This is a genomic window from Clostridium mobile (genome assembly GCF_018918285.1).
GTDB lineage: Bacteria > Bacillota > Clostridia > Clostridiales > Clostridiaceae > Clostridium_AW > Clostridium_AW mobile.
In genome coordinates, this window is sequence record NZ_JAHLQF010000001.1 from 1069915 (window position 1) to 1094306 (window position 24392).

A 24392-nucleotide genomic window follows, 5' to 3' on the forward strand; every position below is an offset into this window, starting at 1 on the left:
TTACTTAAGTTCCCTGTTAGCTTCACTTAAAATCCATTTCACAGGTTCACTTTCATATTCTACATCGTATCTTTTTTCCTTACTAATATTAGCCATACTGTTACATGAGAAAAACTTATAACTTGTAAAATTATAGTTGATTTTTCTTATTACTGTTTCTCCACCCATCTCATTTAATAAATTTTCAGTATTGTTGTCTAATTCTTCTATTTTATTGACAACTACTGCTATAGGTATAGGTATAAATTTATCTAATTTAATTTGACGAATTTCTCTTAAAGCTATTATAAATCTATCAAGCAAATCATTTATCTCGTACATATCTATACTAGGATCTATAATAAATATTAGTCCATCTATGTATTTATAATATTTTTGTTTCTTAATACTCTCTTTATCATTAAATTTCTCTCCTAAAATATCATAAATATACAATAGTTTTTCACTCGAAAATTTTTTCGAATTTATAAACACATTATAAATCTTTCCATCTTCCTTTAAATTTTCTTTCAAAAATTTTGCATCCCAATTTTTTTCCCTGGAAATATTATTTAATAATAAGTTTACTGCCGAAAGTATAAATGAAGTTTTTCCTGATGCCTTTGGCCCCACAACAGATATACATATTGGAGTACTTTCTCTAATTTCAACTTCTTTAGAACATGTAGGACAAATCGCTTTAATTTTATCTGTTCTTGAGTAAAATGCACAGGGAATAACTTCTCCACAGACACATTTTCTCCTTAAAATACCATAGGGTCCAGGAATGAGTTTTTTATGAACCCTTCCACATTTCACACATACATAATGAGGTAATTGAAACTTCTCATAGCAATGTAGACAAACGTTTGAAAGTTTCCCTCTGGCCCTTTTTATTCCTTTTAAAGTTTTAATTATATAATAAAATATATAATTAGGAATACTAATAATAGTTACGATTAAAAAGTGGACAAAGGCGTAAATTACTCTAAAAATATTTCCGAATATATATGTAGATATTTCAAAAGCTTTTAGTTTTTTAAAATTAACTCTACCTTTATCATACATCTTTTTTTTCATAAGCAGTACTTTTCCTCTATTAACCCCATCAACACTGAACCAAGTATTTTTTAAATCTCTATATTGCTTATGAAAGAAATACTTTTCTTTAGCCGGTTCATTATGATCATTTATTTCATTTACTGAAATATTACCCATGCTAAATTTCAATGCTTCAAAGTAAGTAAAAATGCATATAAAAAAGCTTTTTAAAACTGCACTAACAATACTCGGTAATCCTAATGCAATAAATACAATAATTGCTATAATAAGAATAAGTATTTTTATTATTAAATCTAACATATTACCCTCATCACATCCAATCCATAATATATTTGATATCTTCTATTTTTTAAAAAAGGATAATATATTTTTGAATCCACCTTTCTCCTCAGCTTTTATCTTCATCTTTTGCCATTCTTTTAATATAGCAGCTTTATTTCTATCATCTTTAATTTTTTGCACTATATATTTGTCATAATTGTTTATTTTTCTTTCATTAGAATTTTGCAATACATATATAATTTTATCTTCAACATAATGTTGTATATTCTCTTCAAAATCTACCTTATCTTTTAATATAAAAATAACATAGTCTAAAAATATTTCATAAGTTTCTATATTAGAGTCCTTTAATATATTTTTATATTTTTTTTCATATAGAATATTTATTATGATATCAGTGTAGATTCTATAATAAATTTCTTCATATTCTTCACATAAAAAAGCTCTCTCTATCTTGCTATGATCAATATAATCCCTAATATATATACTGAAATTTGATAAAATCCAACTTAAATACTCTTCATATTCATCTGAACTCATATGTGAAAAATCAGCCTTAAAACATCTTAAAGCCTTCATTTTATTGTTATAGGAATCATCTTTAAGTTTCTTATAAATGCATACAAGCTCTGTAATGCTGCAATGAGTATTTATCTTATATTTATTTTTAAGTTTTTCTACTTCCTCAATGCCATTACAAAGACTATCTGCATTATCTACATTAATTTTTCCCTCAAAATTTAATATAATTTTTTGAAGAAGCTTTTTATTTACTTCTATATAGGATAAGTTCTTACATATATAATTTAATATTTTTTTATATTCTTCCAAGGGTATATCTTCAAAAAAATTCATGTATGTCTCTACTGCCTGCCAAAATCTTTTATTTCTATATTCTATAAATTCATCAAAAATTTCCTCACAATATTCAATAAAGAATTTTTCATTATCCATATTCTTTGAAAGCTCATATTTAAACATATAAAACATAAAATCCATACCATAAGGCTGAGGATAAATATTAGAATATATTTTCTTTTTCCAGTAAACATCCCTATCTCCCTCAGTAAATACAAACTTAGCTAAAGTCTCCTCCACCAAGCTATTTTTGCATTTATGTAAGTTAAGTATATATTCCATAATTATTATGTTAGACACATATTCATATTCACCTTTAAAATAATGAACAACTTCTTCTATATCTTTAGGAGCATGTAATAATATTTCCATACATTTTTTTAATAACTCTGTTCTCTTTACATCCTCTTCATCGTTCATACTAAATAATTGTATCTTATCATTTATATCACATTCTCTGTTAAACATTATTATGTCGTCTATTATTGACTTAAGATAAAATTTTGCATGTCTAACCTTAGCTCCTTCAAGGTAAGTGTTTAATCTACCTATCCTTTGTTTATCTAAACACATTTTAATAAATTCATGACTGCTTTCTTTTTCATTTTCTCTAATCTTTTTATATAATTTAAAAACTTCTTCCTCATCTATATCTTCTTCATCTATAATAAGACAGTGAATAGCATCAAATAAAAAACCATAAGCTTTTTGTATATGTTCATATTTACCTGTCTCTCTTCCCATATTGAATAAAAACTTAGCTACTATTTCTGTAAGTTCCATGTCAACTTGAGTGCTAATCTTCTCTAGATTAGGGCTAATTTGTTCAAAAAGTTTAGTAAAGGCATCCTGTGATTTATATGTATTAGCAAAAATTATAGCTTTTTTTACATTTTCAATATTTAGCTTTTCTATCCCTTTATTAACTATATTGTATAGGCAAATGCAATCTTCTATATCCTCATCTAAAAGGTTATATTGAAATTGTTCAATAAAGTATAAAAAAGATAACAGTACTTCCTTTGAAACTGTGTAGCCCACTTCCACTAACTTTGAAAAATTAGTATTAACTATTTGTTGGTTACTTTCATTAAAATTTATAAAAGTATATTTATATAATTTTTGATTGCCCTTTAAGTTAAATACGCTTCCATCTTTGTCTAAGCCGGAAATTATATAATTAGTATTTTCAGGGTTATAACAGTATGTTGTAAAGGAAAATGTCTGTGCTAAATTTTTAGGTAAAGACATTTGTATTGCTCCAATCCAATAGGGATTATTTTCTTTAGAGTCCCAAAATACTATAGGTTTACCTTCCTTTTGGTACCTTACAACATTATCCATGAAAACCTTAAAACTTTTTCTTCTATTTTCTACTCCTGTTCCTTTTAGAAATTTTGATATGGTGTAAAAATCAATTTCATTACCTAAATGTATTTCTTCTAAATTAGGTAATGGATTTATTTCTACTGCATTTTCTTCTTCAAGGGTTAAACAATCTCTAAAAGTTATGGAACCATAAAGTTCTATAGGATAAAATGGCCACGTCTCATCAGAAATTAAAACATGAGAAAAGTAATTTCCATATCTTCCTGAGTAATCCTTACCGATATATTTTGATTGACAAATGCAATACTTACCATTCTTTAATCTAAAAGAAGACAATGCTATTGGAAATAGCTCCTCTATCTCTTCCTTCGTAGGTTGAGTTGGAAGATTATCTGGCGGTATATATATACAATGAGATTCAATTTCTTTTCTTTCTTCCTCTGTGATTCCTTTAGACATAGAATATGTTTGAAATCCCATTCCTAAAGAAATACCTTTTTTACATGAAGTATAAAAAAGCTGCTGAACTTTCATAGCTATAAATCACTTCCCTTTTTCTGCCTTTATCAATTTGTGTTTATATAATAACCATAAGAAAGGGTCTTCTACCCTATGAGGTCTTAGTTTCGTAATTTTGTTACTTCTAGGATTACATCCTAATGAAGTCATTCCAAAATAAGCATAATCTTTAAAGTTAGTACTTAATTGATTAGCAAAATTCTCTCCTCCCCAGCTTCTAACTAAAGATTCCATTGTTCCATTTACATCTTGGAAATCTAATAAATCAAAATATCCATTGCTTATGTGTTTACTTTCATAATTTATAGAACTGGATGAATCAACTAAAGATTCCACTGCGTCAATTTTTGAAAAAGCCACTGCTACTGGTATATCGATGAGTTTATCCATTTTTATACCATTAGCTTTTCTTATAAGGTTTGCCGTTCTTGAAAGCAAATCCTCTATCTCCGTGTTTCTTTCTGGCAATGAAGCCTCTTCTGGTAGCATATCTCTTACTTTTTCTAGCTGCAGAGGATCTAAAACAAATATAATTCCTGATGAATTGTATATGTATCTGTTTACCGCCTTCATTGTATCTTCTGAATCCAAATCCTCTCCTGCAGTATCAAAGAAGGCAATGGTAACCACATTACTTATTTTGTTTTTATTGTTTTTAAAGAAGCCTCCTATTCCACTCTTTTGTTTAAAGGTCAATGTGTAAATAAGAGGTTGTTTTACTGATGCATCTGTTTTTGCTGAACGAGTTACTCTTATTACTTCATTTTGTCTAAAAATTGGGTTATAAAAATCCGTCCTATATCTATTGATAGTTGAATCATTAATAGCTTGAAGACTACAATTAAAGGATGACCCTATTTCGTTCATTATTTTATCTATTAATACAGCAATGTAATGGCTTTTTCCAGCTTCTTTTGCTCCAATCACTGAAAATATCAAATTATCATAATTTCCAATAGAATAAGGAAGTTCTTCATTACACGTTGGACATACCTTTGTAGTTGTTTTCTCACCACATTTATCGCAGGTCTCAAATTCAGGCATTTGCCCCTTACTCTTTCCACCATCGAATTCCATTATAAATCTTATTTTTGCATTCTCGCATTTTTCCCCTTCATTTTCACATATAAAACCAACTCTATCTAAATCATGCTTTGAAAAGCAATATGGGCATATATAATAATCCTTCTTTTTAAAGTTAAAGTTCATAATTTATATCACCTCAAATATTAATACTTTCTTTTTACAAAATGATTACAATTATTTAAAATATAATCTTTCTTTTATTTAAAATATAATCTTTCTTTCGCTGGAGACACTATTCTAAAGAGTCTACTATTGATATCATCATGAAAAAATAGTTTCACATACATGTTTCCCCTTATCTTATCATCAGGTAACTCAATATCTATGGACTTATCTTTAGTGATAGCTTCATAATCAATATTCAGTATACTCTCTCCATCAGATTTTTGAAGAGGCATATTTCCAACCTTCCCTACTAAAGTAAGTTGAGGTAAATTCACCTCTTTTTCTTTACTCCACACTACAATCTGTGCAGACTTTAATTTGCCAAAAATATTTTTTTTAATTTTTATTTCATAGAATATTTCCGAAGGTTCTTTGTTTACCACAAGCCTTTTTTGCCCCTGTGAATAAAATATTTTTCCGTTAAGATTTACTTTTGTGTAAACACAAAAATAAAAGTCTCCTTGACTTGCCTTGTTAATGGTATAGCTACCTATTTTATCCTCACAACACCTTTTAATCTCACATTGTGTTGATGATAAATCTCTAGGCCCTGTTGGAAACTTATCCATTCTGTGACATATTAAAACCTCTTCTATTTCATCTGGCCAACCCCACTCTATGGAAAGTTGCCCGTACTTGGTCTCACCCCTTATGAATAACACCTCAGGTATTGAATTTTCATTAAAGGAATATTTTTTCTCCTCTACGGCTTCTACTATAGCCTTATGTAACTTCTCTTTGTCTTTATGTAACTCTTCTTTCTCTTTTTCCTCTGCATTGACACATTCTTGATTTACACTGCTATCTTCTTCATCTATATTGTTATATTCTTCATTTACATTGCTATATTCTCTATCTACACTGCTACACTCTTCATTTGTACTACTATATTTTTCATCTACACTGGTATATCCTTCATCTACATTGCAGCATTCTTCATTCATGCTGCTGTGTTCTTTATCTACATTGCTACATTCTTCATTTATATTATTTTCATAGCTACTAAATTCTCTCTTTTTAAAATCCTCATCATGATCATGTTCTAATCCAATAGGCAATGTAAACTCTTGTGTATCATCTATATTGTTTATGCGTATATTTTTTACATTATTTATGTGTGTGTCTTCTCTATTGTTTATGTGCATATCTTCTGTATTTTTTATGTGTGTATCTTCTACATTATTTATATATGTGTCATCCCCAGTAATTTCTGATATTCTCTTCCTTATATCATACTCAGACAATAAATTAAATTTATCTATAAAATTATGTATTTCTTCATTAGAAATATCATCCTTAACAGAAAATATAATTTCTAATTCATCTATCAGTTCTATCAATTGGGATTGCTTTTCTTCAATCATAATTAATTCCTCCATATAACATATCTTTTATATGTAAAATGCAAATATATCCAATTATAGTTTCATACTTACATTTTATCATATAAATTTTATAAATTTCTTAAAATTTCTTAAAGATTTCTTTAATTCATTGATAGTTTTTAAAAATATATACAAAAAGCTGTCTCGCTCTAGAAATTACTTTCTATTTTGAGACAGCTTTTATCAGATTATATTTTCCCCAAATATTTACATACGATTTATTTTACCTTCGGTATTTATTTTTTCATAAACATTTCTTCGTTGAACAATAAAATCAATCAACCATCAATAACTTTCCATATTCCATATCCTCATGAACAACTCCTAAAAGTGATAACGCAACCCCAACTGCGCCTAGCATTAAAGACATATTATCTTTAAAATGTTTTTTAATAATTTTATTTATATCATAGCTAGTATCGCTATTTCTATAAAATATACTAATGACCGCATCTATATCTTTTTCGATTGTTTCAACAAAACGTTTATCTTTTGTATCTCTATAAGCCATGGTTCTTATACATAAAACACTTGAATATCCATGACATATGATTGTCTCGTATAAATTATATCGATCCACAGGTTGATTAATTATATTAATCAAATCTTTTTTATAAACTTCTTCTTTTTGTACATATTTCATATATTGAGCCGCTTTTTGTAACCCCCTAGCTATACCCGTGTTTCCATAACACCAGCTTGCCATAACAGGCCTTAAATTATCCTCAAATTCTCCTTTAATGTAACTTTCAAAAGATAGTTGTGTAGGCCATGCAGCAATATCATTATGATATATTTTAAATTGATCATAAATACCAAACAGCTCATTAATCGCACTTTCAATTCCTTCTACTTCCATGCCTTTACTGTGTGCTTTTGTTAATGCTAATAATGGTCCTAACATTCCATGGGATAAACCAAAATTAATATTTCCATTTGGAAACTCAAGTTTTTCATCTTCTCTAGATAAGTTTTCCTTAGTAAGATGAAAATTAATAACTGAACATCCCATATACTGATGATATTTTGTTAATTCAACAAGATATTCAATTAATTTTTTTAATTGTGATTCTTCCTCAAGATTCCATTTAAAATCTAGCAAAAAATATATAAAACCAGATACTCCTGCAATCATATCATAATCATTCATATTTACATCTTTTTTTCTTCTTAATCTTTCTGTAAGTTTAACAGATTCTTGGAATAAAAGCTTATTCAATGTATGAGAAAATTTTAATAAATTACCAGTTTTTTCACTAAATAAATTGACACAGAAGCACATATACCCTAGTCCACCAATCATTCCCATATGTTTTTCTGAAATGCCATATGTTTCTATATTCTGTTTCAGTCCTTTACATAAATCATATCCTATTTGTTCCCACTTTTCTTTACGCTCTAGTAATGGATATGCCTCAGAAATCATGATTAGCAAATCACAATAGTGTACAGGATTTATGATTTTCAACTCGTATTGTTCTTCAACATATCCCAAAAAACACTCTAAAAACTTATTGATTTTATCTTTTGTATCTTCTGAAATATCTATATAATTATTTGTATTGTTGATTATCATAAGCTGCCTCCTTTTATTTACTCAGTAGGTCATCAAAAGGGTCGTAATGCTTTATTCTAATTTCTAATATGTTTTTGTTTTTTATCAGCCTTTACGCTCCATTAGCAGCGATTATTCTTTCCTGGTTCAGCACAATATCCACACGCTGTCATATCACTTAATGAACAATCGGATGAAGGAAAAGAAGCCATGCCTTCAGATTGATTATTAGTTTTTATTTCTTTTAAATCCAAATCAAAATCTTTAAAGTTACTCATAACAATTCCCCTTTCTAATTTCCAATATGTTTTTGTTTTTTATTAACTCTTACGAATCATTAGCAGCGGTTGTCCTTTCCTGGCTCAGCACAATATCCACACGCTGTCATATCACTTAATGAACAATCGGATGAAGGAAAAGAAGCCATGCCTTCAGATTGATTATTAGTTTTTATTTCTTTTAAATCCAAATCAAAATCTTTAAAGTTACTCATAACAATTCCCCTTTCTAATTTCCAATATGTTTTTGTTTTTATTAGCTCTTACGACCCCTTTGATGACCTACTGAAACAAACCTAAAATACAGTTATTTTCTATTTGTATGCTTCCACTTTTCTATTAAAGCGTATAGAGAATGTCTTATAATTGATAAATATTTTCCTTCATATTCTATAATTCCAGTCATACGATTACAATACATATGGGTTACGGAAAGTACTATGTTTTTTTTAGTGTTCGTTATCTTCTTATTTTGAATCTGCTTTTCTAACTCACTTTTGAAATCATATAATGTTACTTGCCTCTTTTTGTAGGCATCCATTACGTCTAGTAATCTGCCATCAATTTCTTTTAACTCTCTCTTAAAGATACATTCTGTAATTCTAAGATAGTTGGACCTTGATTTTCTAAATTCATCTTTGTATTGATTTCTCAAGTTTTCTTCATCTAGAATCTGAAATAATTCCTTTTCATCATGAGTTAGCTCTTTTAATATCGATATCATGCCCACCATGTATGCTAGCTCCCTATCCTTCTCATTTTCTAAATCAAATAAATTTAGCATGTTTATTACAAAAATACTATCAGCATAAAAGAGTTGTTCCGCATGTTCTATTAACTCTAATCCACCATATCTATTTGTTTCTCTTTCATACACATCAAATACATTCCTATTAACTAAGCAGTTTTTTTGTAATTCGAAAATCCAAGAATTAATCCTGTGTAATTTATTTAATGCAATACTCTCGTTTTCAAATTTAAATCTTAGACGCAGATGTTTCCCACTATCTGAGTACCTAATAAAGAAGAATTTCTGTGCATCTAACTCATTTAATAAGCTTGATAATTCTTTCGTTAACAATTCATTTTCTTTATTTCCTACTCCATATAATTTCATGTAAATCCAACCATCAGCCCCTAAAGGAAATCTATTATTTTTATTTTGAAAGATCCTATTGTCTTGTACAAAGTCATATTTCATATTTTGCAACATCAATTCATTTTTTGTTTCATGTTGTATGAATGAGAAAACAAATTCTGATATATAATAATCTTCCTTCAAATCCTTAACAATTGGTTCCCGAAGTATTTCAGTTTCGCATAAGTTCAATTTATCATTATTCCTAACTGATAAGTATATAAAGCGCAAAGATTCTTCCAGTTTTAAGTCAATTAATAATCGATTATCACCTTCACATAGATATACATATTCATCAATTTTATATGTATGGATGACTTTATCAAAACTCTTTTTAAAAGTTTCAAAACTTTTTACATTAAAGTCTTCAATGCTAAAATTCCAACTTCTTGGATGAATTATAATATTTTCAAACTTAATCCTTGGAGTATAAATATATTCATTTTTATAAAGATTAAAAATTCTATTAATTACTTTATCTTCATACTCATCAGAAATTGTTCTTAAGAAACTTATCATCTTACTATTTAAACGAGAGACTAACATATTATCCATAACTACTTTACACTTTTTCTTTTTGCTTATTGATTTTATGTATAATTCTCTCTCCTGTGACAACCCTATGCATAAATCATTTATGTGAATTTCTTCAGACACAGTTTCATCAGTACAAGCTATCGCCAAATAATATTCATGATTTTTATATCTATTTATAATGTTATTTACTCTTCCATTAACAGACATTTCTCTTACTTCTAAAATTAAATAATCATTTTTAGTTAATTCAATCTCCTTTGAGTATATTTCATTATATCTTGTTATTAATTGTTTGTTAAAAGTATCATAAAACCTTTGAAACATACTTCCAGCTTTATTAGAACCTGCATTTGGTCCAACGATAATATTATAATTTTTTCCATTTAAACCCTTATCATTTCTGGTTATATAAAAACTCATATCAAAAGATTTTGGAGCCTTTATATTTTTTTTCTTATTGGATATTGTTGAAAAATCCTCATTGTATAAATTAACTTCTTTGCTACCATTCATCAAAGCTAAGATAATTTTGTTATCAATTATTTTTTTTATTTTTTTTTCTCTCTCAGTTATAGTCTCATTAGAATTTTCCAATAATTCTAATCCATTAAACCCATTTTTATCAATAACATCAATTAATGGCACTTCAACGTTCAATCCAAATTTTTCTGAAAATGCTTCTTTGAATTTGTTTAGTTTTGAATATTCAGTGGCGTCCATAGAGATATTGGTTAAACAATTTACAAAATGCTCTAATTCTTTCTTAATCTTATCTGCTAAGCAGTTTTTGTTCAAAATTAAGCCTTTATTAACCTCTAAATAGTTTTTTGATTTATAAATACTCTGCATTTTATCATAAATCATTTCTATCATTTTTGATTTATTTTCAACTTTGCAATATTGCTCTAATAACATTTCAATTTCTTTGAGCTTGTCCACTAACTCACTAACATGCTCATTATCCTTCAGCTCATTAATAACATGACCTAACGCATTATCACAATAAGCAGGTATCCTTAAGTTAGTTATTAAATATTCATTTTCTATTAACTGAAGTAAAGTTCGGTTAATTAGTTCCTCAGGAGCATCTTTATATGCTGCTTTTATAATATTTTTTATTTCTAGAAAAGGTATGAATTTTTCTGTTTTTCCTCTAATAAGCTCAATCAAACCTGTGTATTGTATATCATTTTCTTCAACCTTCTCCTTATCTTCTTTAGGAGCACCATGATTAGAAAAATAAGGATTTTTGAGTCTTTTTCCCCATAAATAACAAATAGGATTGAACTTTACTTTTAATTGATAAACTACATTAATATCGCTCTCAAATTCATGTATTACATGAGCCATCCATTGTGTGTCTATTTTAACATCTTTTATGTATTCTTTTTGATTCATAACAATCTCAGTCTGATTTGAAAATTCACCCAGCCCTACTCCTGCTAACAATCCAAAAGGAGTTGGTCTAGTAGATGCTCTTATCATATAATTTAATATTCCAGAATTTAAATTTCTAATTTTTTTCTCACTAGTTGAAGGATTCTTTAGACTCTGATATAAAGATCTACTTGATATTAATAAACTTTCTTCAATAAAATTATTTAAGTAAATATCCTTAGAAATATAATCTATTATATTGCACTTTGAAGTACTAAATTCAAAAAAAGTTTTTAACGATAACGCTGGAACTCTAACCATAAAAATATCACTACATAAATATTCCACAGTCATATCCTCCCATCTTTATTCAAACGCATTTACTCTACTGGAAACTAATTAGAGTACCTTTAATAAACATAATTTCCAAATATTTTACATAACTTACATTATTTTATTAACCGTATTGTATCACATTTTATTGTAAATATCAATTAAATATGCTATTTTATACTAAATAAGGTTAATTGTAGAAATTTAGCATAATGTGTATATTGGATAAAAAATAATGTTATAGATTCACTAATTAAAATATTTTTATGAAGCTTTTTAATTTAAGACATGATGTATATGATTTCAGCTACTTATTAAAAGAAATAAAGACATAAGAAAGGCAAAAAATGATAAATAGTATTGTAGCTTATTTAGTTACAATACTATTTATAAATATGGAATATCCTAAATTTTAAAATAATGGCCTTTACATGAACTTACTTATTTACAAGTTCGTCTAACTTAAAAGCATCCAGATTTATTTTTATTTACCCTAAATGATTTATTATCAATTGCTCTCTGTACCGCTAATATACCATCTAAATGATCATATTCATGCTGTATCAATTCTGATAAATCACCTTCAAACTCTAAAATACAATCATTCCATTCTAAATCTTTATAATATACTTTACACTTTCTATATCTATATAGTTTAACTTCTAAACCCGGATAACTCATGCAGTCATCCCACATTTCAAATTTATCATCCTCTATAAATTCAAGTCTAGGGTTTATAAAGGCTATAGAATTATTATCAAAATTCATATATATTATTCTATAAAGCTCATCTATCTGTGGTGCTGCTATAGCTCTTCCAAAACCATATTTATCTCTAAAATCCATCATGGTATCATGTAAATCTTCAACTATTTCCTTTGCCTTATTAAGTTCATCTCTTGCAATTTCTTTACAAGCCTTATATAAATTTTCGTTTCCTAATAAAAGTATTTCTCTTACAGCCATTACTTTCTCCCCCTTTTTATTTAAATATTTATCTATACATTTATTTATATATTTTAAATTTATAGTTTTATTTCCTTGATATAAAGTTAAATTTACCTAAGACTTGATTTTAAGCTCATATTAACTTTATTATGGGACAAAATTACTCCCAAAAATCTTTGTGGGTAATACTTATATCATTCTCTGAGCTTATCTTTATATCAAATTTACCGCTTGCATTTTTCCCAACAATTCTAACAAGATATTTTCCGTCTTTAGGTGTAGTAAACTCTAAGTTTTCTCCTTCCTTTGATTCATGCATGGCTATATTTTTATAATCTGAATCTAATACTACAATGTAAAATTGACCTTTTTCAATTTTTGTATTATCTTCTAAAACTATTTTATTATCCTTGCTAGATTCAAATTCTATTAAAGACCATTTTCCTGTAAATCCTGAAAAATCAAAACTTGCCCCATTTTCAGTGTATTGTTGATTAACATGCTCTAGAAAAGTTCTATTTTCCTCTTTGCTTGTTAAATAACTATTAGATGTAATACCTGCAAAATTATTATTGTATACAAATATTCCTCCTACAATAATTATTAACAATACTATGGACCAACTTATAAGTGCCTTATTCTTATTATTCATTTTACTACTAACTCCTTTATACTTCTTATACTAAGTAATAAAACTCTAGTTAATAACATACCAATAATTATATATCTTTACTCATCATTGTTATTTCATCAGGTACTTCGTACGCATTTCTTCTATAGAACCCCTCTGTTTTATCGGATTTTGATGTAAACAGATGTATGACATTTACACCTGTTTCTTTTAAATGTTTTTCTAAACACCTTAACATTTTACTTCCAATTCCATTCTTCTGAGTGTTTGTATCTATAAAAAACTCTTTTATATTATAGTGAAATCCATCATACCATTGTTCATAGTTCCCCATAATAACTCCTACTATTTTATTGTGTTTCTTATAAACTAATCCTTTAAAATTAGGTGTTTTATATATATCTTCTAATCTCTTACGAGCAGTATTGAAGTTCCATTTATCATTCCAAGGTTCTGCATTAAATGCTGCTATGAATAAATTTGAGCATTCATCTAAATTATCATATTTAAGATTTTCAATTGACTCCACGTCTATATCCCTCCAATCAATTGATTTTAGTTTCATTTCTATGGTGTTATTAAGGTTTTTACATATCTTTATCTTGGTGTATTTATCTCATTTTGATTTATTTTTTCTATTACTAGCGTACCTAATGGACTTTCTAGATACTCATTTTCTCTATACACATCTCTAAATTTTAAATAAACCTCTTCTTCTATTTGTAACGTATGTCCACTCGCTACTATAGCTTGATTTTCATAGATATAATAAAATATATTATTAAATATTTCATTTATTTCGGACGCTTCCTTAATATCCCCTAAATATGCAAAATCATTTAATCCAAATATGTGATTACCTTTTGTAAACATCCAAGTTCCATAATCCATCGGCATCTTAATAAAATTTGTCCATAACATTAGTGGTGGCACTTCCCTAGAAGCCATCAACATTTCCTTCCCAACTAAATCTTCAACAACATATGCTGGCTGACATGTCCAGGCACCTTCATTAATAATTCCTACTAACCCCTTTTCCTTAAAGCCGTATATTACCTTATACAAAGCTATATATTTTTCTGAAGGATCTAGATTTTGTCCATCATAGTAGCAAATTATATGTGCTTTATGATTTCTGATATTATCTTTATCCTCTGGCTTCCAATAAGAACAATCCACAGTATAATTGATAACGTCATCCGGCAAAGGAGCATTAAATCCAACTAATTTTATCTTGTGATCATCAAATTCAATTACAGACAATAATGTCTCTCCATTATTCAATTCCTTTTCTATGGTAACTTCTACCTCTGTATTTAATTTTTCTATTTTCTCTATTCTTTCACTTAGGTTTTTGCCATCTATTATAGGAAGACTATCAAATACCATGATTAATGCTGGTCCATCTTCTAAATTTAAATCTTTATCTTCATTCTCTGCTCTATCTTGTTTAAGTTCCTTTTTGTTTTCTTTTCTACCCAAAAATTTATCTATTAATCCCATTGCTACTCTCCAACTTTCTATATTTATTTATTTCCCTTTGCCATTCTTCCGCCTTTTTATTTATCCCTTTTATAAATGTATCTTTGCCATTACAATAAGCTTAAATATCATATTTCTCTAGAATTACTATAATCATTATCTGTACTCATGAAGTCGGCCCTAAAATTATCAAAATCAGAATAACATTCATTACTCACAGGTACTACTATATCAGAAGCTTCTAATATTCCGGTGTTGTGCAATAATGCATAATTAACTACATGCTTTAACGCTTTTAAATTATCCTCATCCATTATTCTTGAAACTAAATTTTTATAGGTAGGATCCTCTATTAACTCTTTTAAATAACTCAACTTAGAATTATCTATATACCCACCTCCACAATAGTTTTTAGTTATTAGTCCATTACTTTCATCTTCAATTTTCTTGAATGTATTTGGTGAAAGCTCAACTAAGCTTTCTAGTAGTCCATTAAATGTTTTCTTACTGTTATTTAATAGTTTATTAAACATGTTTTTGTTTTTGCTTTCTTCCATACAAATAAAGCTTATACAGCCTTGCCTTGAATACCAATAGGGATGAATATATCCTGCTATTGCTGCAGCGGCAAATCCATAGGTTTCTCCAAATCCACATTCTCCATTAAGTAATTCATCTCTAAATTCTTCTAATCTCATATATATGTTTTTAATACTCTCTTGTTTATTCTCGTCTTTTGATATCATTAACGCCCTTTCTTCTGATAAGCTTGACTTTTCAATAACATCAAATATAAAAGTTTTTAATTCCTCCCTTGTAATTGGGTGAAATGTTATATCAAATCCCATAATTATTTCTCCTTTTGCATTTATTGTGAATTAACTATGTAAAGAAATTTTCTATTATAAATTATGTTTTATTTATGAACACTTTTACCCTCGTTCACAGGAAAAACAAAAATAATCACTATCCTTTATTTCGTTGTTTTTAAAATTATATTTACTGGCACTTTCTAATAAAGTACCATCTTCTGGTATAGGTTCCTTTTTACTAGAAACATATCCCATATTTTTATGATGTTCCTTTAAACCCTTTCTTGTTTTTGAATGGGCAATAATAAATTTTCCACCTATTTTTAAATTATCGTAAGCATTTTTAAAGACCATATCTAGATTGTTAAAATGAGGTATACTATTATAAATAATTATATAATCAAAGGGATTTTCAAATGACACTACCCTTTCAAAGTCTGCTTGTCTAACATCCACTTCTGGGTAAATATCAAGAAATTTATTTACCATATTTTCTGATATATCTATTGCAATATATTTGGAAAGATTTTTATCTTTAAGAATAGAAAAAAGAACTCCAGTTCCACAAGCTACATCTAAGACTGTGGCATTCTTTTGAATATTAAACTTCTCAATAAAGTCAAAAGCTACATCATAATTCCTCTTTGGTATATTATCATTCCAATGCTTTGCTTTTTCATCAAACTCGTTGATTTCAATATGTTCTCTTAATTTATCTTCCATTTAAAATCCTCCCTGGTAAATAATTTCTTACATTAAATTATTTATTATCTACATTGATAAAATCAATTATAGCTTCACTAATCTCGTTAGGATAATATTGATGGATATAATGTCTACCATTTAATTCTATCAATTTCGCTTTTTTAGCTTTTTTAATATATTCATCCTGTATACCTTTAACAGAAGGAATCATTTCATACATATTAGGAGTTGTAATAAATAAAATAGGGATTTCATAAGTATAAGGTTTATCGTCCACAAACTTAATACTTTCATTTAATAATTTCATTTCATTTTTCACATTAGAATTCATTGCATTTCTTATAAACAAACTTCTATCAATATCCCAAAATTCCTTAGAAACTTCCTTGTATTCATTTTGCTCTCCTCTTAAAAGAGCCATGATTTTATTATTTAAAGTGATTCCTCTAATTAAACCTGTAGATTTAAGAAATGGAATTATACTTTCAAGTGGTTGAAATGGTCGTTGCCAATCCTTATAAACCTTTGGTACTGGTGCATCTAACATAACTATATTTGCTACTTCATTGGGATAAGCTTGTGAATAAGCAATACTTATAGTGCCTCCAAGAGAATGACCAACTAAAGTATATGGTGGATTTTCTCCACTAATTTTAAGAGCCTCATTCATTTCTTTAATAATATTTTCCATGCTTCTCTTTGATTTACTTATATCACTAAATCCATACCCAAATCTTTCTACTACAACCACTCTATTATTCTCTGATAATCTACTCCATAAAGGCTGAAAATCTACATAAGGTGATGAAGTTCCATAACCAGGTATTAATACAATGGTATTATCACCACTACCAGTGCCAAATATATGCATCTTATTGTCATTTATCTCAACTAATTTCCCAGGTGCAATATATTTGTTTTTATCTAATCTTCCACAGATAATTTCAATTATAAAACCTATTAATAGGCAACCGACTAATATTAAAATTATCTTTTTATATATTTTCATACTACCTCCAAAAATTTGAAATTATTTCTTAATTACTTGACCTCTCTATTTAGACAAACCTCATTTGCATAATCCCATTATTATCTAAAATTAATAGTTTGGGGTCCGTAATCATTTCGGATATCTTTGCTAGTTCTTTAATTTTATTTCAAGTCATTGGTTGTATACAAGAATGCATGTCCTATATATTAATTATTTCTTTTACATTTGATAAGAACGAAAGATAAATAAATAGCACTAGATACATAGCATAATCAGCAAAAATAACTATATTTATATTTATTCTTTCACCTAAGACTCCAGCGATCACCATGCCTAATGGCATTAAAGCAGATGACAAAGTACGGCTAAATGCAAATGCTTTTGATCTCATGTTTGAAGGTACGCTATTTTGCATACTTGATTGAATTAATGAATTTGTTATAGCTATAGAAAATCCATTAATAAAAAACAAAACAGCAATTAAATGAAAGTTTAATGTAATGGAGAAAATGATCATTGTAATAGCCGTTGTAATTCCACTCCATATGAAGGCATAAAATTTATTTTCCTTTTTTAGTTCCAATATAGATAAACTAGTAAATCCAAGAAACATTCCAAATGTATTAATTGCCATGGCTATTCCATACTGGCTTATACCAAGTTGATTATTCATTTTGAACCAAGGTAGTGTCAGAGTCATTGACATTGAAGCAGAAAAATTTAAAAAGGAAATTGTTACATAAAGATATTTTAATCCTTTTGCATTTTTTACAAAATTTATTCCGGCCTTCATATCCTCCCAAAAACTTGAGTCTTCTAAAGATATTTCAATTTTAGGTATTTTAATAAAACATTCAGTGGCAGCTGAAAATAAGAAACTTATTCCATTAAATAAAAATACTATAGGTGCTCCAATAATTTGAACTAAAAAACTTCCAAAAGCATATCCTGCTATATCATTTCCTGTAGTCATTAAAGAAAATGTTGAGTTTGCTTTTAGTAATTTAGATTTCGGAACAATGTCTGGTATTGATGAATCAATTGTTGGATTAAAAAAACAACTGCATATACCAACAATAATACCAACTAGGAGAATCATCCATATTTTTAAAGCTCCTGTCATTGCTGCTATTCCTATAAGAACTATAGCTAGTCCACTAATGGCATCTGTAATAACTAATATTTTCTTTCTATCATGCCTATCAATAAATGCCCCTGCGAATGGGGATATAAAAACTTCAGGTAAAACAGTAGCCGCCATAAATAATCCCATTAATGCTGTTGATCCTGTCTTATCAAGAATCCAAAATCTAAGTGCTATATCATAAACTGTATTGCCAAAGATTGATACTAATTGGCCTTGCAATAATAAAATAAAATTTATATTCCATAGTTTTTCTCTTAATCTTTTCTCAGTTCCTAAGTTAATAACTAAGTCTGACTCTTCTCCTTTGGTTTCAATTCCTTTTTCCATAATTCCCCCTAAGCTATAAAAAATTTAAAATAATTATATAAAGAATAATTTTTTATAGCTAAAAAAATTCTTTTTTCAAAATAATAGCAAGCATCAATACTATACTTATAATAAAGGAGTTAAATATTAAATATCTTTTATTAATTTTTTTATGATTAAACATATATTCAGTAATATAGATCATAGAAATAGCAACAATTAAAATAGATACAAATAAGATAATTAAAGTGACTATATTGTTTATTGGATTAGTAGTTACAAATTTATCTACTTTTAAATCTTACTTCTATTTTCTTAAAAACATATGCATAAGTTTTTTTATATTTCATTTTTCTTCATAATTGCAATAAATAAATTACTTAATTCCCCTGGAACTCTATATACTCCTAGTGCATTTAATTGATGAACTGCAAGGGCTGTAATTTCATAAGCCATCTCCTCATCGCATTGAAAATGTGGTTCTATAAAAATATCATTTCCCGTCAAATTTGCTAATTCTTTTATTTGTTCCGAATCTTCTCTAATTTCTTCTGTCATTCCACTATTTGCCCATGCCCATAGCCATGTGTTCTTTTTATGAGCCCATGTACCAATAAATATTGTACTAAACTCTAATTGAACAATATCGTTATTCTTAAACTGTAGTACTTTTCTTCGCTGATTATACCAGTACTCATCATATTCAGTAATATTATAATCTTTTATAAGATTATCTTGCTTTTGTAGCATTTCTAAATAACACTCTTCTAAAAAATCAAAAAATTCTTCTTGTTTCATAATTCACCTCTAATATACAAATTATAGTTTACAATTTATAGTATATAACTTTTAATCCTTAATTTTCAATATATTAAGCTATTTTACAGAAATATATGAAAATTTATGAAAAATTTGTTCTCTATATTAGATTTTAAGTTTGAAAAATAAATAGAATATCAATTTAATAGTAAATTTAGAACTGAATATTATTTAATGGCTATAAAAAAGATTAAAATTAAGAGAGCTATTAATAATTATTATATCAACAACTCTCTTAATTTCTTGGTTTAGGATCACATAAGAGAATTTAATTAACTATACAACTGTCCATGGAAATTTTAATCAATTCGAATTGCCTTTTCACCACCAGATTGATAAATAACTAACTCACAAACTTTTCCTTTTTCATCTTTTAAAAACTCTACTTCAACTAAAGCATGTTTTATAAAAAACCTTGTCTCTGATAAAGGTAGTAATTCATATGGCGATCGCATTAACATTTGAAAAAATAGTTTCTCCTCTTTTTTTGTAACTATTATTTTTAACTCAGGAGCTAAAAGGTATGTTCCTATATATTGATCATAAACACTTTTATCTATATCTGCTACCTCTTTTTCCTTAGGAGCTTCTGGAATTACATATGGTTTATCAAACAAAATTTGCTGCACTGCTAAAATAGTTTGCTGCTGAAGATCTATATTTTGTTCAAAATTGCATAGATATATAATTGTTTTACCCTCATCTATATAACGGAATAAATAATTGTTATATCCTGGCCATCCACCACTATGACTAACTATTTTTCCCATATCATCATCACGATCAATGATCCATCCAAATCCATAATCAAAGGTTTCTTTATTATTTAAGCATACTGGTGCAAAAGCTTCTTCTAATGTTTTTCTAGTCACTAGTTTCTCTGAATATAATGCTATATCCCAAATAAAGAGATCTTCAATATTTGAACTTATCATTCCATCTCCCTGCATTCCATCTAAGAATACAACATATTCTGTTCCATCTAATTTATCTGGAAGCTCATATGTCTCCGACTCATGAGAGTACACATATCCATAAGCATAATCAGATATTTCTTCTTGGCGGTATCTACGATTATATACTCGTGAATTTTTCATACCAAGTGGCTGAAAGATGTATTTAGCCATATATTCCTCAAAACTCATTCCTGTTACTCTTTCTATAATCAAAGCAAGAATAACATATCCGGTATTACTATACTCCCACTTTTCATTAGGTTCAAAGTACACAGATGGTTTATATTTTTTTAGCATTTCTAATACATCTTGGTTGTTAGCAATCTTATTACGATTCCACTTTTCTAAAAAAAGAACAGAATAATCTGGTAAACCGGATGTATGATTAAGGAGTTGTCTGATTGTAATTCCCTTATAAGGAAAATCTGGAATCCATTGCTCAATCAAGTCTTCATAATCAAGCTTTCCTTGTTCCTTTAAAATCATAATTCCCATGGCGGTGAGTGGCTTAGATACAGAGGCTAATTCAAATACAGAATCAGTAGTCAGTGGACGATTGGTTAATACATCTGCAATACCAAAAGCTCCTTTATAAATTACTTCCCCACCATCTGCTACTAAAATTGCTCCATTAAATTGGCCTTTGTCAGCTAAATTCATAAATAAATTATGAAGTTTTTTTTGTTTTTTATTCATAAAAATTCCCCCTTTGAATTAAACATCTAAAACAAAATAATTAATAAAACATAACTCAATATTAGCTAAATTATCTTTTAAAGGTAATTGTATATTTTTCTAACAAAAACATTTTAGTTTAGTTATGTAAATATTTTAGATTGCTTAAGTAAATAGTAAAAAAAATTATTTTTGTTGTAGTTCTTTTTCAATGACTTTCTTAAATTTTAGCGAAAGTTTTCTTAAAACTACAATCTCATCCCAATTCAATTTTGAGTAAAAACGATTAATAATAGAACGCTCAACCTCTTCGTATCTTTTAAAATACTCAACACCTTTTGTATCTATTTCAACAAAGATTTCTCTACGATTGCTAGGATTAATTTCTCGCTTTATATATCCTTCTTTTTCTAGTTTACTGACAATTTGACTAACTGCACTAGATGTAATTTCCATAGCTTCAGCGATTTCACTTATATTAAGACTCCCATGTTTATGTACCAACTCAAGCAAAACACTTTGCTTTGTGGTGATTTCATCATCCATTAATTCTTTATATTCCTGCAATAACATCATATTACATGCATAGTCTGCTTCTCTCATCTCTTTTACATATTGAATAAGTTTCTCATTCATTTTAGTAACCTCCATTGTTAAGATACCTTAATAGTTAACATGCATTAATAATATATCTTTTTCTTATCATTTGTCAAGCATATTAAAAAACAATTAGAGATTTTGCACATAAATCCCAGTAAAAATTTTATTTTTACTGGGATTGTTACTTTTTTTATCTTCAACAACTCTCTTAATTTTTTAATTTAGAATTACATAAAAAAATTTAATTAACCAAATCTAATATTTTTTCTTTCCTATACCTTTATATCCTAATCCTCTAATATCCATAGTTGGATTTTCCATATATTTATTTATATGTTATCATATACTTAATCACCTAAAAATAAGGTGATATACTTATGTAATGAATTATATTAAATTATTAATATTTTTATTATCTAAAACATTATTTTGCAACAAATGAGTATACTTACTATGGTAATAGATATGAAAAAAGGAAATCCAACAAAGCTTATATTAATCTTTGCGTTTCCAATGCTTAGAGGAAGCCATTAAACGCCTTACAAAGAGTTCTAAGGCAATCAACTTTAACAGTGTGGCAGAAGAAGCTGGAGTAAGTAAGGCAACGCTTTATAATCATCCAGACATTAGAGAACGCATCGATTTCTTACGAAATCAACAAGAAAAAAGTTTTGTAGACTCTAGAATCAAACGAGATGAAAACAATCAAAATGCCGTCATCGCTTCCCTCAAAAGAAGAATTGAGAAGTTGGAGCAGAGAAATAAAAAATTGGAAGAAGAAAACAAGCAATTATGTGCAAAGGAAAAAGAGAAGCTTACAGATTACTTTAGCCAGTTATAATAGTGAAAGAATTTATTGAAATCAAAAAAGTTACATCTCTTGAGTAAGAAAACTTTAAAGATTGAAACTTTTGATAGAAAGGGAATAGTTGAATGATTGTCACATCGCAGTATATTAAGAAACTAGAACTCTATTATCGAATGTATTTCTCTGAGGAATTAAAGAATACATTACTGGAAAACTAGGAGAAGAACAATATCCAGATAGTTATTCACAGCAAGACATATGGGAACAATCAAGGAAGATTATCCTTGAATATCAATCGAATATAAATAAAGAGTAGCCTTCTCTTAAGAGGCTAATCAATTTAGTTAGTCCTTTTCCTTTACAAAGTTGCGTAGTTTGTTACGAACTGCGGCATACATAATCCAACTTTTTTCTTTTGTACTTCCTGCTCCGATAAATTCCGTATAAAAAATATCGAGTAAATTATAAATTTTAACGATAAGATGTATTTGTAAAGGAGGGAAATGAATGTTACAAGAATTCAATAATTTAATGGATTACATCGAAACACATTTAACGGAAGAAATCTCTGGAAAAGATATATCAAAAATTGTAGGAGTATCTGATTATCATTTTAAAAGAATGTTTTCCTATATGGCTGGAATGTCATTGAATGAGTATATCAAGAATAGGAGATTATCAGTTGCGAATGTTGAATTAATAAATGGAGCAAAAGTAACAGATATTGCCTATAAATATGGCTATCAATCTATAGAAGGATTTTCAAGAGCCTTTCGTGAATGGAGTGGTTTTTTACCTTCAGAAGTAACTAAAAACAAAATTCAAAAATCATTTCCTAAATTTTCATTCTTTATAGATATAAGAGGAGGAATATCCATGGAATTCAAAATTGAAAAAAAAGAGAAGTTTAATATAGTAGGTGTATCGAAAAGAGTGCCAATTCAATTCGAAGGTGTAAATAATACTATCTTAGAACTAGCCCAGTCAATTACCGGACAACAAAGAAATGAAATGCATCAACTAGCTGATTTATATCCTCATCAAGTCTTGAATGTATCTTATGATTTTGATGATGGCTTCTTGGAAGAAAAAGGCTGCTTAACTCATATGATTGGTTTTGCAACTACAAAAGAAAATCCATTCGATGATTTAGAGCAAATTTCTATTGAAGAAAGTTTATGGGCAATTTTCCCTAATCAAGGACCATTTCCTGCTACTCTTCAAGAAACTACTGCAAAAATTTATTCTGTATGGTTGCCTTCTTCAGATTATGAAGTAGCAGATATACCTGGAATTTCTTTTACAAAGCACAATGGAACATCGGAAAATGTATATAGCGAAATTTGGATGCCAGTAAAGAAAAAAGTTAGCGATAAACTTGGATGATTATTATATTTGCAGAAGTGTTATTTCGTTAAATCTTCACTTTCCATTTTTGACTAGTCAGTAGATATTGACTAGTCTTTTTGAATTTAACGAAAAATCAACACTTATCGCTAACAGATCCTTAATTTAAAAGGTATTTTAGGGCATACTCTTTTTTATTAAAGTTATTGCAGAGTATCTTCCTAACGCACCACCCTGATAGAAATATTTATAATAAAGAGGGAAATATATTTTCTGCACTCA

General features: G+C 28.0%; 21 protein-coding genes. 2 read left to right on the forward strand and 19 right to left on the reverse strand.

Annotation, left to right across the window (positions count from 1 at the left end; all coding sequences use genetic code 11):
- The 19 genes from KQI86_RS05215 to KQI86_RS05305 all read right to left on the reverse strand — a co-directional run bounded on the left by KQI86_RS05215 (position 1) and on the right by KQI86_RS05305 (position 21991).
- The gene (locus tag KQI86_RS05215; protein ID WP_216438076.1) at positions 1 to 1341 is read right to left on the reverse strand and encodes a GTPase domain-containing protein; all 1341 of its coding nucleotides are present in this window, start codon (positions 1339 to 1341) and stop codon (positions 1 to 3) included.
- A 42-nt stretch (positions 1342 to 1383) separates the two neighbouring features.
- The gene (locus tag KQI86_RS05220; protein ID WP_216438077.1) at positions 1384 to 4044 is read right to left on the reverse strand and encodes a GAP1-N2 domain-containing protein; all 2661 of its coding nucleotides are present in this window, start codon (positions 4042 to 4044) and stop codon (positions 1384 to 1386) included.
- Between the two features lie 9 nt (positions 4045 to 4053).
- Entirely contained in the window at positions 4054 to 5238 is a 1185-nt protein-coding gene (locus KQI86_RS05225) for a hypothetical protein (RefSeq protein WP_216438078.1), read from the reverse strand.
- A gap of 74 nt (positions 5239 to 5312) precedes the next feature.
- Positions 5313 to 6644, reverse strand: coding sequence for a hypothetical protein (locus tag KQI86_RS05230; protein ID WP_216438079.1), 1332 nt, complete (start codon positions 6642 to 6644; stop codon positions 5313 to 5315).
- A 295-nt stretch (positions 6645 to 6939) separates the two neighbouring features.
- On the reverse strand, positions 6940 to 8241 hold the full coding sequence (locus KQI86_RS05235; RefSeq protein ID WP_216438080.1) for a lanthionine synthetase C family protein: 1302 nt from the start codon (positions 8239 to 8241) through the stop codon (positions 6940 to 6942).
- Between the two features lie 101 nt (positions 8242 to 8342).
- Complete coding sequence (locus tag KQI86_RS05240) at positions 8343 to 8498, reverse strand: hypothetical protein (RefSeq protein ID WP_216438081.1); 156 nt, start codon at positions 8496 to 8498, stop codon at positions 8343 to 8345.
- A gap of 59 nt (positions 8499 to 8557) precedes the next feature.
- A complete protein-coding gene (locus KQI86_RS05245; protein WP_216438082.1) occupies positions 8558 to 8713 on the reverse strand; it encodes a hypothetical protein in 156 nt (51 codons plus the stop codon).
- A gap of 92 nt (positions 8714 to 8805) precedes the next feature.
- The gene (locus KQI86_RS05250; protein ID WP_216438083.1) at positions 8806 to 11898 is read right to left on the reverse strand and encodes a thiopeptide-type bacteriocin biosynthesis protein; all 3093 of its coding nucleotides are present in this window, start codon (positions 11896 to 11898) and stop codon (positions 8806 to 8808) included.
- Between the two features lie 447 nt (positions 11899 to 12345).
- Positions 12346 to 12849 carry a peptide deformylase gene (locus KQI86_RS05255; protein WP_216438084.1) on the reverse strand — a complete coding sequence of 168 codons (504 nt, stop codon included), beginning with the start codon at positions 12847 to 12849 and terminating at the stop codon, positions 12346 to 12348.
- Between the two features lie 142 nt (positions 12850 to 12991).
- Positions 12992 to 13483: a type 2 periplasmic-binding domain-containing protein gene (locus tag KQI86_RS05260; RefSeq protein WP_216438085.1), complete on the reverse strand. Its 492-nt coding sequence runs from the start codon at positions 13481 to 13483 to the stop codon at positions 12992 to 12994.
- Between the two features lie 67 nt (positions 13484 to 13550).
- Positions 13551 to 14027 (reverse strand): GNAT family N-acetyltransferase, encoded by a 477-nt coding sequence (locus KQI86_RS05265; protein ID WP_216438086.1) that lies wholly within the window; start codon positions 14025 to 14027, stop codon positions 13551 to 13553.
- 32 nt (positions 14028 to 14059) lie between these two features.
- On the reverse strand, positions 14060 to 14965 hold the full coding sequence (locus tag KQI86_RS05270; protein WP_216438087.1) for a DUF4261 domain-containing protein: 906 nt from the start codon (positions 14963 to 14965) through the stop codon (positions 14060 to 14062).
- Positions 14966 to 15072: 107 nt separating this feature from the next.
- Positions 15073 to 15792 carry a hypothetical protein gene (locus KQI86_RS05275; RefSeq protein ID WP_216438088.1) on the reverse strand — a complete coding sequence of 240 codons (720 nt, stop codon included), beginning with the start codon at positions 15790 to 15792 and terminating at the stop codon, positions 15073 to 15075.
- Between the two features lie 84 nt (positions 15793 to 15876).
- Positions 15877 to 16479: a class I SAM-dependent methyltransferase gene (locus tag KQI86_RS05280; protein WP_216438089.1), complete on the reverse strand. Its 603-nt coding sequence runs from the start codon at positions 16477 to 16479 to the stop codon at positions 15877 to 15879.
- Between the two features lie 37 nt (positions 16480 to 16516).
- Complete coding sequence (locus KQI86_RS05285; RefSeq protein WP_216438090.1) at positions 16517 to 17470, reverse strand: alpha/beta fold hydrolase; 954 nt, start codon at positions 17468 to 17470, stop codon at positions 16517 to 16519.
- Positions 17471 to 17651: 181 nt separating this feature from the next.
- Complete coding sequence (locus KQI86_RS05290; protein ID WP_216438091.1) at positions 17652 to 18926, reverse strand: MFS transporter; 1275 nt, start codon at positions 18924 to 18926, stop codon at positions 17652 to 17654.
- 318 nt (positions 18927 to 19244) lie between these two features.
- Positions 19245 to 19703, reverse strand: coding sequence for a DUF6882 domain-containing protein (locus KQI86_RS05295; RefSeq protein WP_216438092.1), 459 nt, complete (start codon positions 19701 to 19703; stop codon positions 19245 to 19247).
- Between the two features lie 320 nt (positions 19704 to 20023).
- On the reverse strand, positions 20024 to 21376 hold the full coding sequence (locus KQI86_RS05300; protein WP_216438093.1) for a serine hydrolase: 1353 nt from the start codon (positions 21374 to 21376) through the stop codon (positions 20024 to 20026).
- A 165-nt stretch (positions 21377 to 21541) separates the two neighbouring features.
- Complete coding sequence (locus KQI86_RS05305) at positions 21542 to 21991, reverse strand: MarR family winged helix-turn-helix transcriptional regulator (protein ID WP_216438094.1); 450 nt, start codon at positions 21989 to 21991, stop codon at positions 21542 to 21544.
- A 466-nt stretch (positions 21992 to 22457) separates the two neighbouring features.
- On the opposite strand from KQI86_RS05305, the gene KQI86_RS05310 reads away from it, so the two are divergent.
- Both KQI86_RS05310 and KQI86_RS05315 read left to right on the forward strand, forming a co-directional pair.
- The gene (locus KQI86_RS05310; RefSeq protein ID WP_246582655.1) at positions 22458 to 22796 is read left to right on the forward strand and encodes a DUF6262 family protein; all 339 of its coding nucleotides are present in this window, start codon (positions 22458 to 22460) and stop codon (positions 22794 to 22796) included.
- 474 nt (positions 22797 to 23270) lie between these two features.
- Positions 23271 to 24149, forward strand: coding sequence for an AraC family transcriptional regulator (locus KQI86_RS05315; protein WP_216438096.1), 879 nt, complete (start codon positions 23271 to 23273; stop codon positions 24147 to 24149).
- Positions 24150 to 24392: the final 243 nt, after the last annotated feature.

Excerpts from the sequence above, each read along its gene's own strand:
- KQI86_RS05260 (WP_216438085.1), bottom strand. The coding sequence starts at position 13,483 with ATGAATAATAAGAATAAGGCACTTATAAGTTGGTCCATAGTATTGTTA.
- KQI86_RS05225 (WP_216438078.1), bottom strand. The coding sequence starts at position 5,238 with ATGAACTTTAACTTTAAAAAGAAGGATTATTATATATGCCCATATTGC.
- KQI86_RS05245 (WP_216438082.1), bottom strand. The coding sequence starts at position 8,713 with ATGAGTAACTTTAAAGATTTTGATTTGGATTTAAAAGAAATAAAAACT.
- KQI86_RS05290 (WP_216438091.1), bottom strand. The coding sequence starts at position 18,926 with ATGGAAAAAGGAATTGAAACCAAAGGAGAAGAGTCAGACTTAGTTATT.
- KQI86_RS05270 (WP_216438087.1), bottom strand. The coding sequence starts at position 14,965 with ATGGGATTAATAGATAAATTTTTGGGTAGAAAAGAAAACAAAAAGGAA.
- KQI86_RS05230 (WP_216438079.1), bottom strand. The coding sequence starts at position 6,644 with ATGATTGAAGAAAAGCAATCCCAATTGATAGAACTGATAGATGAATTA.
- KQI86_RS05265 (WP_216438086.1), bottom strand. The coding sequence starts at position 14,027 with ATGAAACTAAAATCAATTGATTGGAGGGATATAGACGTGGAGTCAATT.
- KQI86_RS05280 (WP_216438089.1), bottom strand. The coding sequence starts at position 16,479 with ATGGAAGATAAATTAAGAGAACATATTGAAATCAACGAGTTTGATGAA.
- KQI86_RS05220 (WP_216438077.1), bottom strand. The coding sequence starts at position 4,044 with ATGAAAGTTCAGCAGCTTTTTTATACTTCATGTAAAAAAGGTATTTCT.
- KQI86_RS05305 (WP_216438094.1), bottom strand. The coding sequence starts at position 21,991 with ATGAATGAGAAACTTATTCAATATGTAAAAGAGATGAGAGAAGCAGAC.
- KQI86_RS05275 (WP_216438088.1), bottom strand. The coding sequence starts at position 15,792 with ATGGGATTTGATATAACATTTCACCCAATTACAAGGGAGGAATTAAAA.
- KQI86_RS05235 (WP_216438080.1), bottom strand. The coding sequence starts at position 8,241 with ATGATAATCAACAATACAAATAATTATATAGATATTTCAGAAGATACA.
- KQI86_RS05300 (WP_216438093.1), bottom strand. The coding sequence starts at position 21,376 with ATGAATAAAAAACAAAAAAAACTTCATAATTTATTTATGAATTTAGCT.
- KQI86_RS05315 (WP_216438096.1), top strand. The coding sequence starts at position 23,271 with ATGTTACAAGAATTCAATAATTTAATGGATTACATCGAAACACATTTA.
- KQI86_RS05255 (WP_216438084.1), bottom strand. The coding sequence starts at position 12,849 with ATGGCTGTAAGAGAAATACTTTTATTAGGAAACGAAAATTTATATAAG.
- KQI86_RS05240 (WP_216438081.1), bottom strand. The coding sequence starts at position 8,498 with ATGAGTAACTTTAAAGATTTTGATTTGGATTTAAAAGAAATAAAAACT.
- KQI86_RS05215 (WP_216438076.1), bottom strand. The coding sequence starts at position 1,341 with ATGTTAGATTTAATAATAAAAATACTTATTCTTATTATAGCAATTATT.
- KQI86_RS05295 (WP_216438092.1), bottom strand. The coding sequence starts at position 19,703 with ATGAAACAAGAAGAATTTTTTGATTTTTTAGAAGAGTGTTATTTAGAA.
- KQI86_RS05285 (WP_216438090.1), bottom strand. The coding sequence starts at position 17,470 with ATGAAAATATATAAAAAGATAATTTTAATATTAGTCGGTTGCCTATTA.